Raw genomic sequence first — 12,360 nt, 5'->3', positions numbered from 1 at the left:
CTGGGTCCGTGAGCCCGCTGAGCGCTACAGGCGGCCCGACGGCGAGGAATCAGTCCCACCAGTTGAACAGCAAGTCGCCCAACACCTCGGGGCGCCAGTAACGGATCTGAGTGAGCTCTGCTTCCGCCAGCTCCGTCACCTTCACTTTGGACATCGGCATCCGCAAGTCCTCAACAGTCAGGCAGCGGAAACCGGCAACCTCAAGGTCGTCCGCCCACGGCGGCGGGTCCCCGAAGCCTGACAGCGGCTGTCCGGGCACAAGGGGTGCACTGGCGAAGGCGACAACCGACAGGTTCTTGTGGCACAGAACGTCGTACGTCTTCGAGGGGCTGGTGATGGTGAGTGCGTGGAAGCTGGACGCTCCGGCAAAGGCTGATTCGCTGACACGGCCGGCAATCCGTCTTGCTGCTTCCCAGCAGACGCTACGCAAGAGTGTTACGTCAGTCTCCGCAACCGGTTCGTCGCCGTGACTCCAGAACCCAGTCGCTCCACGCTCCAGCCGCACCAGTGCTTCTCCTTCCCCCGTGAGGAAGCTTGCCACAGCGAGACCAATTGCCAGGCAGGACCTAGGCCGCATCGGTTCTGCCGTGTCGGGGCGACCACAATGTCGACCGGCTCTACGGAAAGTGGACCAGAACCTGTGAATTGATGTCACTGAGCCGTTTCGCAGCCGAGCCCGCCCAGTGGCACCGCGCGGATGCGATCGACGGAGCGCCTCGAGGGGGACGCGCGGGTCAGGTCCGGTTGCGTCCGGCGGGGGCGTCGTAGACCAGGGTGTACCGCCAGAACAGGCGACGGCGTATCCGGGCGCCGGGCAGTTCCAATGCGGCCGCAGCCCGGATGTCGCCCAGCGTCTCCCGCGGATCGGTAGTGGGTGCGGTCAGGTGCAGCGGCGGGGCAGTGGCGCGGGCCGGGTGTTTGGCCAGCCCGATGACTGGGTTCGCGAGCGCGGCCGGCAGGGTGGCGAGCAGGTCGGGGAGCCCGGCCTCGCGGTAGCAGCCGACGATCACCAGGCGCCCGCCCGGCGCGAGACAGCCGCGGAGCTCGCGCAAGGTGGGCACCAGCGGGAGGTGGTGCAGGACGGCGACGAGGGTGATGGCGTCCCAGCGCCGCTGCCGGTCGCGCCCGGCGAAGTCGGTTTCGACGATGGTGACGGCAGGGTCGTCGGCGAAGCGTTTTGCCGCGGCGCGTGCGGTCGCAGGGTCGGGTTCGAGGCCGGTGACGGTGGCGGCGCGACGGCGGAGCAGTACGGCGAGATTGCCCGTGCCACACCCGACGTCGAGGACGTGGCGGGCTCCGGACGCGGCCACCTGGTCGTCAACCCAGGGGCCGTAGTGGTCGTTGTGACTCCACGGGTGCCTCTGGTTGAAGCGGTGAAGATGAGACAGCATCACCATGGCAGCACGTTAGCCGGGCGCACGGCGGCGGGCGCCCTCGGCACCGGCTGCCAAGTCTGGAACAAGCAGCACAAGCACGAGACCTTGCTCGACCTCGACGATGTCAGTCTCGGCTGCACTGCGGAGCCCCGCAGCGAGGCGTCGCGGCGGCAGCGACCTGCTGTCAATCTCGCGAGATGGGTTCGCGCTGGGAATCCCGCGTGGCAGCCCAGTTGGACAGCAGCCGCAATGCGTCATGATCCGGGGTTCCGGGCTCGGCGCTGTAAGCGGTGAGAGTCAGCCCCGGTTGGGCGGGCAGCGCCAAGGCGTCGAAGTCGAGGACGAGGTCGCCAACGTGTGGGTGGTGGAAGGGTTTGCGGCCGGTGTGGTGTAGGCGAACGTTGTGCTTGGCCCAGGCGATTCGGAACTCGTCGCTGCGGGTGACCAGTTCCCCGATCAGGCTGGTGAGTTCCGTGTCATGCGGGGCGCGGCCGGCTTCGGTCCGTAGGAGCGAGACGGTGGTGTTCAGGGAGGCTTCCCAGTCGGGAAAGAAGTCCCGGCTCGTGGGATCGAGGAACTGGAAGCGGGCGATATTGACTGGGAGCGGTGCTGCCGTGGTGAACAGCGGGGCGTACAGGGCTCGGCCGAGCCGGTTGATGGCCAGGATGTCCAGGCGGCCGTTGCGGATGAAGGCCGGGCTGTCGGTCATCGAATCAAGGATCCGCTGCATGCTGGCGGGGACGCTCACGCGCGGCTTGCCGGCGCGGCGGGCGGGCCTGGTGCGCTGGGCGGCTGCCAAGTCGTAAAGGTGCGAGCGTTCGGCTTCGTCGAGCTGGAGCGCGTTCGCAACGGCGTTGAGTACTTCCTCGGAGGCGCCGGCTAGGCGGCCGCGCTCGAGGCGGACGTAATAGTCGATGCTGACACCGGCCAAGAGGGCGACTTCTTCGCGGCGCAGGCCAGGTACGCGGCGGTTCCCACCGAAGGCGGGCAGGCCGGCTTGCTGGGGGGTCAGCTTGGCGCGGCGGCTGGTGAGGAACTCGCGGATGTCGTTGGCGCTGTCCATATGGCCAGGTTAAGCATGCCCTGATCGATGTGGGGGGCCTGCGAGTACCTGTAACGACAGTACCTTCCGTACGCAGGTGACCTGCGGTTCCCTCGATGTCGGTGGCGCTGCGTACCGGCTGGCCCCCTTTGTGCCGCCTGTCCGGGCTGCGACCGAAGGAGGTCTCGCGGACAGTGTTTCCATCGGAACGTATTCGAACCACTGCAGGGAGTTATGAGATGGCGAAGCAGTCCGCACCTCGGGAGCTGGGCCAGATTGCGCCCAAACTCGTGGAGGTCACCGACGATGTTCTCTTCGGTGACGTGTGGGAACGCGTTGAGCTGTCTCCGCGGGACCGGAGCCTGGTGACGGTCAGTGTGCTGGCTGCGCTGTACCGCAGCGAGCAGCTGCCGTACCACCTAGGTGTGGCCCTGGAGAACGGTCTCACCGTCGAGGAGCTGTCGGAGGCCATCACTCACCTGGCCTTTTACGCCGGATGGCCCAACGCCATGACCGCGATCTCTCAGCTGAAGAAGATCGCCGACGAGCGGGCGGCCTGACATCGAGCCGTCCCCGGCTTTGCCCGCAGCCGCCCACGTCTTTGGAGTAAGGAACGCAATCGTGGAACACATCACGGAAACCTCCACCCTCAAGGCCCCGGCCGAGCGCTTCACCGGCGATGTCTACCTCAACCCGATCGAGGCGCCCTCCGCCCCGGCCTGTCTTGCATCCGGTCTGGTGCGCTTTACCCCCGGCGCCCGGACCAACTGGCACTCCCACGCCAAGGGCCAGGTTCTGTATGTCACCGACGGCATCGGCTTGGTCGGCACGCGAGACGGCGAGGTGGCGCGCATCACCGCCGGTGACATCGTCAAGTGCCCGGCGGGCGAGGAGCACTGGCACGGTGGCACCGACACGACGCTGATGGCTCACATCGCCATCGTCGTGGGCGACGAGAGCGGCGACGGCACCACCTGGCTGGAGCCTGTCACCGACGAGCAGTACAAGACCGCACTGGCCGCCGTCAGCCGCTGAGAGCCTCGAACACGCCTGGCGGCATCGTCGAGGAAACCGGCAGTGACATGAAGAGCGTCCAGGTCGGTCAGCTCGTCATCGCCTCGTTCGCCGCTCCGATGCCAGCATCCCGCACGGCGTTTCCATCGACGGTGACCTCGACCGCTGAGCCGACGGCCGCGCGTGCGGCCGTCGGCTCAGCGGCCGGGCCCGTCATCCCGCCGTGTTCGAGGCGGGCAGGTTCTGGTCGGCGGCCCAGGAAGCGAGTATGCGCAGACCGTCGTGGGCCGGTGTGCCCACTGCTGCGGTCCACACGATCAGCTGCTGGTCCGGGTCCGTGCTGGCGGTCAGGGTGTCCCAGTCGAGCACGAGTTCACCGGCCACGGGATGGTGCAGTGTCTTGGTGCCGACGGTGAGGGACGAGACATGGTGGGCAGCCCACCACTTGCGGAAGTCCGGGTCCTGAACGCACAGCTCCCCGACGAGGGCCATGAGACGCGCGTCGTCCGGGTACTTCGCCGCCTCCATCCGTAGCTGGGCCACCGCCATGCGGGCGACGCCCTCCCAGTCGGCATACAAGGTCCGCATCAAAGGGTCGGAGAAGAGAATCCGGGTGTAGTTCCTCTTCTTCTCCGGGACCTGCGCATAGTTGGTGACGAGCGCCGCCGCGAGGGAATTCCACGCCAGAATGTCCATGCGGCGTCCCATGACGAGTGCTGGGGTGGAGCTCAAATCGTCCAGCAGGCGCTGCAGCTGCGGCTGCACCTTCTGGACGGGGCGCCGCCGGGGGCGCGCGCCGGTCTTGCCGGCGAGCTCCAACAAGTAGGCTCGTTGGTCGTCGTCGAGGTGTAGCGCCTGGGCCAGTGTGTAGACCACCGGTGTCGATGCCTGCAGACGGCCTTGCTCGATGCGGGTGTAGTAGTCGGTGCTGATGGCGGCGAGCTGGGCGACCTCCTCGCGGCGCAGGCCCTTGACCCGCCGCGGACCGGCGGACTCCGGCAGCCCCACGGTGCGGGGGTTGAGCTCGGAGCGCCGCTGCTTGAGGAACTCGCCCAGCTCGTTGCGATGCGCGTGGCGAGTCATGTGGATGAGTTTCGCACCATTCTCTGTAAAAGAGAGGGGGAAAGTTTCTTCCCATGATGTTTTCTTCCCAGGAGGAAGCTCTCCCCTTTGCGGGTGCGCGTGGGCGTGCGAACGTCGAATTCAGCGAGACGCAGAAATGAATTCTGCTGCACCGGCAGATCATTTATTGCGGAGGCGAGTGCGGGGCGTGAAGACGGACTCCTGCCTTCCCCGCGAATCCCAACCACCAGGCGCCGAGGACGGCGCCGCGAAGGAACCCTCATGGGCAAGGTCATTTTCATCACCGGCGCCGGCCGCGGCATGGGCGCCGACATCGCCCGCGCCGCCCTCAAGGCCGGCCACCAGGTCGTCGCCACCGGTCGTACTCCCGCCAAGGTCCTCGAAGCGCTCGGCGGAGAGCAGGACAATCTGCTGGTCACCCGCCTGGACATCACCGACCTGGACAACGCCCACGCGGCCGCCACACAGGCCGTCGAGCGATTCGGCCGCATCGACGTACTGATCAACAACGCGGCGAACTTCTATGCCGGCTACTTCGAGGAGATTTCCCCGGAGCAGATGCGTGCGCAGATCGACACGAACGTCTTCGGACCGATGAACATCACCCGCGCGATCCTGCCAGTGCTGCGCAAGCAGCACTCCGGCCACGTCATCACCCTCTCGTCCCTGGCGGGCGTTGTGGGCCTGGAGTTCTGCGCCGCGTACGCGACCTCGAAATTCGCCGTCGAGGGCTGGATGGAGTCGTTGCGCTACGACGTCGAGCCCTACGGCATCAGGACCACCATCGTGGAGCCGGGATTCTTCCGCACCGAGCTGTTGGTGGATGCCTCCACCAGCTGGCCCGAGCTGTCGATCGAGGACTACGCCGAGCGCACCGCCACCCAGATCGCCCAGTGGCAGCAGATCAACGGCTCCCAGGCAGGTGACCCGGCCAAGATCGCCGACGTGCTGATCACGCTGGCCGAGCAGGAAACCCCGCCGCTGCGGTTCGTGGCCGGCGCCGACGCGATCCCCGCCGTCGCCAAGAAGGGCCGGACCTTGACCGAACAGGCCGAAGCCTCCCACGAGCTGGGCGGAAACCTCGCCCACGGCGACGCCGCCCGACACTCACTTGGGATACCAACGAATTCGACCGCATCGCCACTGCTGACGAACCGCACATCGCCCCGCAGCGCGGCGATGGCAGCCTGCGACGGCCTACCCCAGGCGTCAACGACCGTGTCGACACGGCCCTACCGCACCAAGTACGGCCGCTACACCGGCTACGTCGAGCCCATGCTCGGCGACAGGCCAGGGCCCCAACGCTGCGGCTGACACCGCAGTACTGACGGACCACACGATGCCCCCTCGTCCGGCGCCTCGCCGAACGACGTACGGGAGAAGAAGACCGATGAACCCCACCTATCGATTCGACGGCCAAGTCGCCCTCGTCACCGGCGCCGCATCCGGCATGGGGCTGGCCACCGCCCGCGCCTTCGCGGAGGCCGGCGCAGCCGTCGTGCTCGCCGACCTGAACGAGACAGCAGCGCAGCAGGAGGCCGACGCGCTCATCCGGGCCGGCCACCGGGCGCTCGGTATCGGCTGCGACGTCACCGACGAAGCGCAGACGGCTGCTGCCGTCGACCTCTGCGTGGACCGGTTCGGCCGCCTGGACATGGCGTTCAATAATGCCGGCGTGCAGGCCCCACCCCAGGACGCGGCCGAGGAGAACGCAGAGTCCTTCGACCTCGTCAGCGCCGTGAACCTGCGCGGCGTCTGGGCCGCCATGAAGCACGAACTGCGTCACATGCGCCGGCAAGGCAGCGGAGCCATCGTCAACTGCTCCTCCCTCGGCGGCCTGGTCGGTCTGCCAGAGCGCGCCGCCTACCACGCCTCCAAGCACGGCGTGATCGGTCTGACCAAGAGCGCCGCCGTCGAATACGCCCCCAAGGGTGTGCGCATCAACGCCGTGTGCCCCGGAGTCATCGACACCCCCATGGTCGCGGACATGGTCGCCAACCAAGCCGAAGCCATGGCCGAGATCCTCAAGCAGCAGCCCATCGGACGCCTCGGCCGCGCGGAGGAGATGGCCGCCGCGGTGCTGTGGCTGTGCAGCCCCGGCGCCAGCTTCGTCACCGGCATCGCGCTGCCCGTCGACGGCGGCTTCACCGCCCACTGACACAGACACTGGCCACAGGCCCACCTGCTCATTCATCGATACCGGATTCGGAGCGATCCTCATGACCACCATCGCCATCGTTGGGGCCGGACCCGGCCTGGGCGCAGCCGTCGCCCGCCGATTCGGCCGCGAAGGCTTCGACATCGCGCTCATCTCCCGCAGCCGGCAGCACGTGGACCAACTCGCCGCCGACCTTCGCCAAGATGGCCTGAATGCTCGCGGGTTCGCCGCCGACGTACGCGACCCCAAAGCGCTCACCGCCGCCCTGGACGCCGCCACCACCGACCTTGGCCCCATCGAGGTCGTGCAGTACAGCCCGGTCCCGCACAAGGACTTCATGAAGCCGGTGCTCGAGACCACCCCGGCCGACCTGCACGGGCCGGTGGAATTCTCGGTGTTCGGACCGATGACGGCCGTCGCTCAGGTCCTGCCGGACATGCGCGCCCAGGGCCGCGGCACGCTGCTGTTCGTCAACGGCGGCAGCGCCGTCCGTCCGCACCCCGAACGGGCTGGTACCTCGATCGCCTTCGCCGCCGAGAGCGCCTATGCGCGCATGCTGCACGACAGCCTGGCCGGTGACGGCATCCACGTCGCCCAACTGATCGTTCCCGGCGCCATCCAGCCTGGCGACCCGCACACCGACCCTGCCGTCCTCGCCGACACCCTGTGGGCCCTCCATCAGGACCGCGGCGAGTTCCGCCATTACGCCTCGCCCATGGAGGGCTGATGCGGGCCGCTGCGGCCCGACGTCGAACCACCGTTGCTCTAGCGGTAGTTGCGTCGATTGCCACTGCGGTCGGCTGCGGCGCGACCGGACCGGCCAACAGCGAGCGCACCAGCGCGGTCACCAGCAGCCCACAACCAACCGCCCCACCCTCAGAGAGGACCACCCCGATGAAGATCCGGATTACCGTCGGCGACACCGCCTACGACGCCACCTTGAACGACAGCGCTGCGAGCCGGGACTTCGCCGCCCAGCTCCCACTGAAACTCACGCTCTCCGACTACGCCGGCACCGAGAAGGTCAGCGACCTGCCGGAGAAGCTGTCCACCACCGGCGCCCCGGCCGGCACCGCCGCGAAGGCCGGTGACCTCACCTACTACGCCCCCTGGGGCAACCTGGCGATCTTCTACAAGGACTTCGGCCACTCGGCCGGCCTGGTCAAGCTCGGCCAGTTCACCGACGGCATCGAGCGGTTCGCCGACCACAGCGGCAAGTTCGAGGCAACCATCACCGCAGCCGACTGACCGTAGCTCGTTCGTCTCCAGTGTGGAAGGAGCCATCGCCGTGGCACGTGTTTTCGTCCTCGGAGCCACCGGGGGAGTCGGTTCCCATCTGGTGCGCCATCTGACCGCCAAAGACGACGAAGTCGTCGCCCTGCACCGCAGCTCGGGCCAGGCCGAACAGCTCTCCGCCGACGCTCTCCCGGTTTTGGGGATTTGACGCGTCTGGAAGCCTCCACGTTGGCCGGGTACATGCGTACTGTGACGCGGTGGTCTTCACGGCCGGAGCTGCGGACCAGGGGCCCACGGCCGCCGATGCCGTCGACGGCCGTGGCCTGGCCACCGCGGTTGATGCGGCCCTCATTGCGGGGATCGACCGGTTCTTGCGCATCTCCGTCTTCCCGGACGCCTGGCGTGACCGCGACATGGATGGCGACTTCGAGCACTACATGAGGATCAAGCGGAACGCTGACATCTACCTCGCTGCGACCGCTCTCGACTGGGTCAGCGTCCGTCCCGGAACCCTCACCAACGGGCGGGCGAGCGGCAGGGTGCGAATCGGGCAGGCCATCGACTACGGCGACGTCCCACGCGAGGACGTCGCCGCCGTCTTTGTGGAGCTCGTACACGCCTTGTGAGCTACAGCTGCTAGACGAGCGTCGACCGTACGCCGCGAACGGCCCCTCGTCATCGCGAGGTTGAGGTCAGCTTGTCGGTCCCGACAAGGACTGACGACTGTCGGCTGCCCACGAGGCAAGGGCCAGCAAACCGTCATGGGTGGGAGATCCTGGCTTCGCAGTCCAGACGACGAGCTGCTGGTCGGGGTCGGTGCTGCAGATGTAGGTCTCCCAGTCCAGGACGAGGGTCCCGGCGACTGGATGGTGGAGCGTCTTGGTGCCTACGGTACGGGCTTCCACATGGTGGGCATTCCACCAGTGTCTGAAGTCGGCGTCGGATTCGGATAGTTGGCCTACCAAATCGCTCAGGCCAGGGTCGTCGGTATTGCGCGCCGCCTCCATGCGCAGGTGCGCAACGGTCATGCGAGCCGTGGTCTCCCAGTCCGCGTACAGGTCTTTCATGCGGTCACTGAAGACCATCTTCGCGTAGTTGCGGTCCCTCAAGGAGAGCTTCCCGAAGTCCCCCACCAGGGCGGCAGCCAGCGGGTTCCATGCCAGTACGTCCATGTGGCGGCCCAGCACCATGGCCGGGATCGAGGGGAGAGCATCAAGCAGGCGCTGCAGCTGAGGCTGAACAGTCTGCTCCACCCCCTCGCGTGGCCCGCCGATGTCCTTGCCGGCCAGCGAGGCGACGTAACTTCGCTGATCATCATTGAGCTGAAGGACGCGGGCGATAGCGTCCAGGACCGCGGCAGAAGCCTGAAGACGTCCCTGTTCCAGCCGGGTGTAGTAGTCCGTGCTGATAGCGGCGAGCCGGGCCACTTCCTCGCGGCGCAGCCCTGGAACGCGCCTGGACGTTCCCTCTGCCAACCCCACCTCGCGTGGTCTGAGCTCTGCACGCCGAGCCTTGAAGAAGTCACCAAGTTCAGTGGCAGCGTTCCGCGTCATCAGGCCATTCTCGCAGGCGCGGCCCGCTAGGCGCGGGAGGGTGTGACCCCGAGGGGCGGGAGTGTTCACCCTCCCCCGGGGCTCTTCCGGATACTCGCCCGGCAGCGGCGCCACCGCGATGCTGTCGCCGCTGTCAGCGGATCGCGTCCGGTCCGGTCAGCGTGCTTCGAGGACGTCGCGGATGACGGGCATGGCGGTGAACACCTTCGGCCAGCCGACGAAGTACGCCGTGTGGTTCAGCAGTGCGTCGACCTCATCGTCGGTGAGCCCGTTGTCCATCGCCTTGTTGAGGTGGAAGGTGATCTGGTTGCTCTGGGCAGTCGAGATGAGCGCCACGACGGTGATCAGGCTCCGGTCTCGGGGCTTCAGGTCCGGGCGCAGCCACAGGTCGTCGAACAGCACCTCGTTGGTGTCGTCGACGACTCCCTGCGAGACGCTGCCGTATTGCTCCTGGACACTCTTCTCGCGTGCCTCCTCGGCCGCCTGGTCCTGCGGGAGCAGGTCCGGGTTCCGCTCAGGGAGCTGATCGGCGTCGATTCCGTGCTTGTCGAACACCTCGGCAATCACCGGCACCGCTGCCTTGGCGTTCTGCCAGCCCGTGTAGAACGCGAGGTGGGCGACCGTCTCCGAGATCTCCGCGGCGGAGAGTCCGTCGTCGAGGGCGCGGTCGGTGTATCGGCCGAGCTCCTCTGTCTGCCCATTGGAGATGAGCACCGCGATGGTGACCAGTCCTCGGTCGCGACGCGAGAGACTGTCGTCGTTCCAGAGTTCCTGGACCCGCTCCTTGTCGTACTTCGCCAGGGCCGGGGAGACCGAGTCGATCTGACTGGTGCGGGACTGGGCGATGGTGTCCGAGCCGGGCTCGGCCTGGGCGGTGTACCCGACGAGGAGCGTTGCTGCTGCGAGCGTCCCGGCGAGGGCCAGTGTGATGGGCTTCTTCATGGCGCTCACTTCTCCTGCTTACCGCTCTCGTACTGGTCGTCGGTGACGTGTTCCAGCCACTCCACGTTGACTCCGTCGACCGCGTAGGTGATGGCGGTGTGCGCCATCGCGCTGTCGCTGGTCGCCCCGTGCCAGTGCTTGACGCCCGGAGCGAACCAGACGACGTCACCCTCGTGGACGGTGATCCGCTTCTTGCCCCACTCCTGGACCCACCCGGTGCCCTCCGTGATGAGCAGGCGCTGGCCGTCGGGATGGGTGTGCCAGACGGTGCGGGCGCCCGCCGTGAACCGTACGTCGGACGCTCCTTCCGAATTCTCGTCGCCTGTGTAGAGCGGCTGGATCGACACCTTGCCGGTGAAGTTGTCCGGAGCACCCGCGACGCTGTCGCGGTCCTCGTCACGCGACACCACGATCCCCGGCTCCGAGGTCGCGCTGGCAGGCTCGGCCGACGCGGCCCGCGTGGTGTCGGCACCGGCGGCAGGTCCGGTGTCCGTCGAACATCCAGTGAGCAGAATCGCGGAACCCGCGACACCGGCGAGCACGGCTGCGCCGGTTCGTCGAATGGCCTTCATGACTGCTTCCCATCTCTGCAGGGTTGGTGGGACGAGGTGGCGTGTGCTCGGGCAAAGGCCCCAGAGACATGCCAGAGGGGATGGTCAGGCGCGGGGGCTGGAGATCGTGGTGGTATCGATGACGTACCGGTAGCGGGCCTCGGCCGCCACGACCTTGGTGTATGCCGTGTTGATCTGGTCGGCGGAGATGACCTCGACCTCCGGGGCGATGCCGTGCCGGGCGCAGAAGTCGAGGACTTCCTGGGTTTCGGCAATGCCGCCGATGGCTGAGCCGGCGAAGGAGAGCCGGTTGGCGAAGGTCATGAAGACGGAGATCGGCATAGGCTCGGAGAAGGCGCCGACGTTGACCCATACACCGTCAAGGGTGAGCATCGGCATGAGCCGGTTGAGGTCGACAGCCTCGGGGGCCGTATTGACCACCAGGTCGAAGGTGTTGGCCAGTTCGTCGGTGGCCGCTGCCTCGGAGGTGAGGTGAAAGTGGTCGGCGCCGAATCGGCGGGCGTCCCGCTCCTTGCCCGGGGTCCGGGACAAGACGGTCACCTCCGCGCCGAGCACGCGGGCGATCTGGACGGCCATGTGGCCGAGCCCGCCAAGTCCGTTGATGGCGACCTTCTTGCCGCGCCCGGCCTTCCAGTGTCTAAGTGGTGAGTAAGTGGTGATTCCGGCGCAGAGGATCGGGGCGGCCTTCTCCAGAGGGATCGACTTGGGGATCCTCAGGACGAAGTCCTCGTCGACGACGACGTGGGTCGAGTACCCGCCCTGGGTGATGGTGCCGTCGCGGTCCTTGCTCCCGTAGGTCAGGACGTTCCCATTGAGGCAGTACTGCTCCAGGCCCTGACGACAATTGGCGCACGTGCGGCAGGAGTTGACCATGCAGCCCACACCCACGCGATCGCCGACGCGGTGGCGGGTCACCTTGGCGCCGATCCGCGTGACGACACCGGCGATCTCGTGGCCGACGACGAGCGGGTAGGTCTGGGGTCCCCAGTGACCGCGGACGGTGTGGATGTCGGAGTGGCAAATGCCCGCGTACTGGATCTCGATCAGAATGTCCTTGGGCCCTACGGCACGGCGCTCGATCGTGGTCGGAGCGAGCGGCGAGCCTTCGGAGGGGGCTGCGTAGGCGCTGACGGTGAACGGCTCAGCGCCTGGAGCGGCCATCGCCTGCCCCGTGCCGGGGGCCGCCGATGCGCGGGCGGAGTCCGCCATGAGGCCTGTCAGCGGCACCGTGGCGGCGGCCGCGGCAGTGGCGCCGAGAACGGACCGTCGGCCCCACCTGCTGTGCGATGTCGACATGGATTACTTCATCCTTCATCTCGGTCACTGGAGAGGGACGCGGCCGAGCTCGCGGATTCACCGGAGCGGTCCGAGTTCCTCTGAAATG

15 protein-coding genes and 1 pseudogene are annotated in these 12,360 nt (G+C 67.4%); 8 read left to right on the top strand and 8 right to left on the bottom strand.

What is annotated here, in order from left to right:
• Positions 1 to 49: 49 nt before the first annotated feature.
• The 3 genes from AB0I82_RS11490 to AB0I82_RS11480 all read right to left on the bottom strand — a co-directional run bounded on the left by AB0I82_RS11490 (position 50) and on the right by AB0I82_RS11480 (position 2,439).
• Positions 50 to 505 carry a hypothetical protein gene (locus tag AB0I82_RS11490; protein WP_363256988.1) on the bottom strand — a complete coding sequence of 152 codons (456 nt, stop codon included), beginning with the start codon at positions 503 to 505 and terminating at the stop codon, positions 50 to 52.
• Positions 506 to 734: 229 nt separating this feature from the next.
• Positions 735 to 1,397, bottom strand: coding sequence for a class I SAM-dependent methyltransferase (locus AB0I82_RS11485; protein ID WP_363256987.1), 663 nt, complete (start codon positions 1,395 to 1,397; stop codon positions 735 to 737).
• 163 nt (positions 1,398 to 1,560) lie between these two features.
• On the bottom strand, positions 1,561 to 2,439 hold the full coding sequence (locus AB0I82_RS11480; protein ID WP_363256986.1) for a helix-turn-helix transcriptional regulator: 879 nt from the start codon (positions 2,437 to 2,439) through the stop codon (positions 1,561 to 1,563).
• Between the two features lie 218 nt (positions 2,440 to 2,657).
• On the opposite strand from AB0I82_RS11480, the gene AB0I82_RS11475 reads away from it, so the two are divergent.
• Together AB0I82_RS11475 and AB0I82_RS11470 are read left to right on the top strand one after the other, a co-directional pair.
• Positions 2,658 to 2,978 (top strand): carboxymuconolactone decarboxylase family protein, encoded by a 321-nt coding sequence (locus AB0I82_RS11475; RefSeq protein ID WP_363256985.1) that lies wholly within the window; start codon positions 2,658 to 2,660, stop codon positions 2,976 to 2,978.
• A gap of 61 nt (positions 2,979 to 3,039) precedes the next feature.
• Entirely contained in the window at positions 3,040 to 3,453 is a 414-nt protein-coding gene (locus AB0I82_RS11470; RefSeq protein WP_363256984.1) for a cupin domain-containing protein, read from the top strand.
• 192 nt (positions 3,454 to 3,645) lie between these two features.
• Here AB0I82_RS11470 and AB0I82_RS11465 read toward each other — a convergent pair whose 3' ends face one another.
• Positions 3,646 to 4,515 carry a helix-turn-helix transcriptional regulator gene (locus AB0I82_RS11465; RefSeq protein ID WP_363256983.1) on the bottom strand — a complete coding sequence of 290 codons (870 nt, stop codon included), beginning with the start codon at positions 4,513 to 4,515 and terminating at the stop codon, positions 3,646 to 3,648.
• Positions 4,516 to 4,776: 261 nt separating this feature from the next.
• Here AB0I82_RS11465 and AB0I82_RS11460 point away from each other — a divergent pair, with 261 nt between their 5' ends.
• The 6 genes and pseudogenes from AB0I82_RS11460 to AB0I82_RS11435 all read left to right on the top strand — a co-directional run.
• Positions 4,777 to 5,829, top strand: coding sequence for an SDR family oxidoreductase (locus AB0I82_RS11460; RefSeq protein WP_363256982.1), 1,053 nt, complete (start codon positions 4,777 to 4,779; stop codon positions 5,827 to 5,829).
• Between the two features lie 76 nt (positions 5,830 to 5,905).
• Positions 5,906 to 6,673 (top strand): glucose 1-dehydrogenase, encoded by a 768-nt coding sequence (locus AB0I82_RS11455; protein ID WP_363256981.1) that lies wholly within the window; start codon positions 5,906 to 5,908, stop codon positions 6,671 to 6,673.
• A 61-nt stretch (positions 6,674 to 6,734) separates the two neighbouring features.
• Positions 6,735 to 7,400 carry an SDR family NAD(P)-dependent oxidoreductase gene (locus tag AB0I82_RS11450; RefSeq protein ID WP_363256980.1) on the top strand — a complete coding sequence of 222 codons (666 nt, stop codon included), beginning with the start codon at positions 6,735 to 6,737 and terminating at the stop codon, positions 7,398 to 7,400.
• A gap of 167 nt (positions 7,401 to 7,567) precedes the next feature.
• Positions 7,568 to 7,921 (top strand): cyclophilin-like fold protein, encoded by a 354-nt coding sequence (locus AB0I82_RS11445; protein ID WP_363256979.1) that lies wholly within the window; start codon positions 7,568 to 7,570, stop codon positions 7,919 to 7,921.
• A gap of 40 nt (positions 7,922 to 7,961) precedes the next feature.
• On the top strand, positions 7,962 to 8,117 hold the full coding sequence (locus tag AB0I82_RS11440; RefSeq protein ID WP_363256978.1) for an NAD(P)H-binding protein: 156 nt from the start codon (positions 7,962 to 7,964) through the stop codon (positions 8,115 to 8,117).
• Between the two features lie 34 nt (positions 8,118 to 8,151).
• Positions 8,152 to 8,535 (top strand): annotated as a pseudogene (locus AB0I82_RS11435) (NAD(P)H-binding protein); the annotation flags it as partial.
• Positions 8,536 to 8,601: 66 nt separating this feature from the next.
• On the opposite strand, the gene AB0I82_RS11430 reads toward AB0I82_RS11435, so the two are convergent.
• From AB0I82_RS11430 to AB0I82_RS11415, 4 genes are all read right to left on the bottom strand, one after another.
• A complete protein-coding gene (locus AB0I82_RS11430) occupies positions 8,602 to 9,462 on the bottom strand; it encodes a helix-turn-helix domain-containing protein (RefSeq protein ID WP_363256977.1) in 861 nt (286 codons plus the stop codon).
• Between the two features lie 156 nt (positions 9,463 to 9,618).
• The gene (locus AB0I82_RS11425) at positions 9,619 to 10,404 is read right to left on the bottom strand and encodes a carboxymuconolactone decarboxylase family protein (protein ID WP_363256976.1); all 786 of its coding nucleotides are present in this window, start codon (positions 10,402 to 10,404) and stop codon (positions 9,619 to 9,621) included.
• A gap of 5 nt (positions 10,405 to 10,409) precedes the next feature.
• Positions 10,410 to 10,976 carry a cupin domain-containing protein gene (locus tag AB0I82_RS11420; RefSeq protein ID WP_363256975.1) on the bottom strand — a complete coding sequence of 189 codons (567 nt, stop codon included), beginning with the start codon at positions 10,974 to 10,976 and terminating at the stop codon, positions 10,410 to 10,412.
• An 84-nt stretch (positions 10,977 to 11,060) separates the two neighbouring features.
• Positions 11,061 to 12,137: an NAD(P)-dependent alcohol dehydrogenase gene (locus tag AB0I82_RS11415; RefSeq protein WP_363257712.1), complete on the bottom strand. Its 1,077-nt coding sequence runs from the start codon at positions 12,135 to 12,137 to the stop codon at positions 11,061 to 11,063.
• Positions 12,138 to 12,360 lie beyond the last annotated feature (223 nt).

Origin of the sequence: Streptomyces sp. NPDC050315, from assembly GCF_040655775.1 — a bacterium.
Classification (GTDB): Bacteria; Actinomycetota; Actinomycetes; order Streptomycetales; family Streptomycetaceae; genus Streptomyces.
This window is presented reverse-complemented; position numbering and strand designations above follow the sequence as displayed.

Bases quoted from the DNA above. Each gene is read 5' to 3' on its own strand.
- AB0I82_RS11485 (WP_363256987.1), bottom strand. From the start codon at position 1,397: ATGGTGATGCTGTCTCATCTTCACCGCTTCAACCAGAGGCACCCGTGG.
- AB0I82_RS11480 (WP_363256986.1), bottom strand. From the start codon at position 2,439: ATGGACAGCGCCAACGACATCCGCGAGTTCCTCACCAGCCGCCGCGCC.
- AB0I82_RS11475 (WP_363256985.1), top strand. From the start codon at position 2,658: ATGGCGAAGCAGTCCGCACCTCGGGAGCTGGGCCAGATTGCGCCCAAA.
- AB0I82_RS11465 (WP_363256983.1), bottom strand. From the start codon at position 4,515: ATGACTCGCCACGCGCATCGCAACGAGCTGGGCGAGTTCCTCAAGCAG.
- AB0I82_RS11460 (WP_363256982.1), top strand. From the start codon at position 4,777: ATGGGCAAGGTCATTTTCATCACCGGCGCCGGCCGCGGCATGGGCGCC.
- AB0I82_RS11455 (WP_363256981.1), top strand. From the start codon at position 5,906: ATGAACCCCACCTATCGATTCGACGGCCAAGTCGCCCTCGTCACCGGC.
- AB0I82_RS11450 (WP_363256980.1), top strand. From the start codon at position 6,735: ATGACCACCATCGCCATCGTTGGGGCCGGACCCGGCCTGGGCGCAGCC.
- AB0I82_RS11445 (WP_363256979.1), top strand. From the start codon at position 7,568: ATGAAGATCCGGATTACCGTCGGCGACACCGCCTACGACGCCACCTTG.
- AB0I82_RS11430 (WP_363256977.1), bottom strand. From the start codon at position 9,462: ATGACGCGGAACGCTGCCACTGAACTTGGTGACTTCTTCAAGGCTCGG.
- AB0I82_RS11425 (WP_363256976.1), bottom strand. From the start codon at position 10,404: ATGAAGAAGCCCATCACACTGGCCCTCGCCGGGACGCTCGCAGCAGCA.
- AB0I82_RS11420 (WP_363256975.1), bottom strand. From the start codon at position 10,976: ATGAAGGCCATTCGACGAACCGGCGCAGCCGTGCTCGCCGGTGTCGCG.
- AB0I82_RS11415 (WP_363257712.1), bottom strand. From the start codon at position 12,137: ATGGCCGCTCCAGGCGCTGAGCCGTTCACCGTCAGCGCCTACGCAGCC.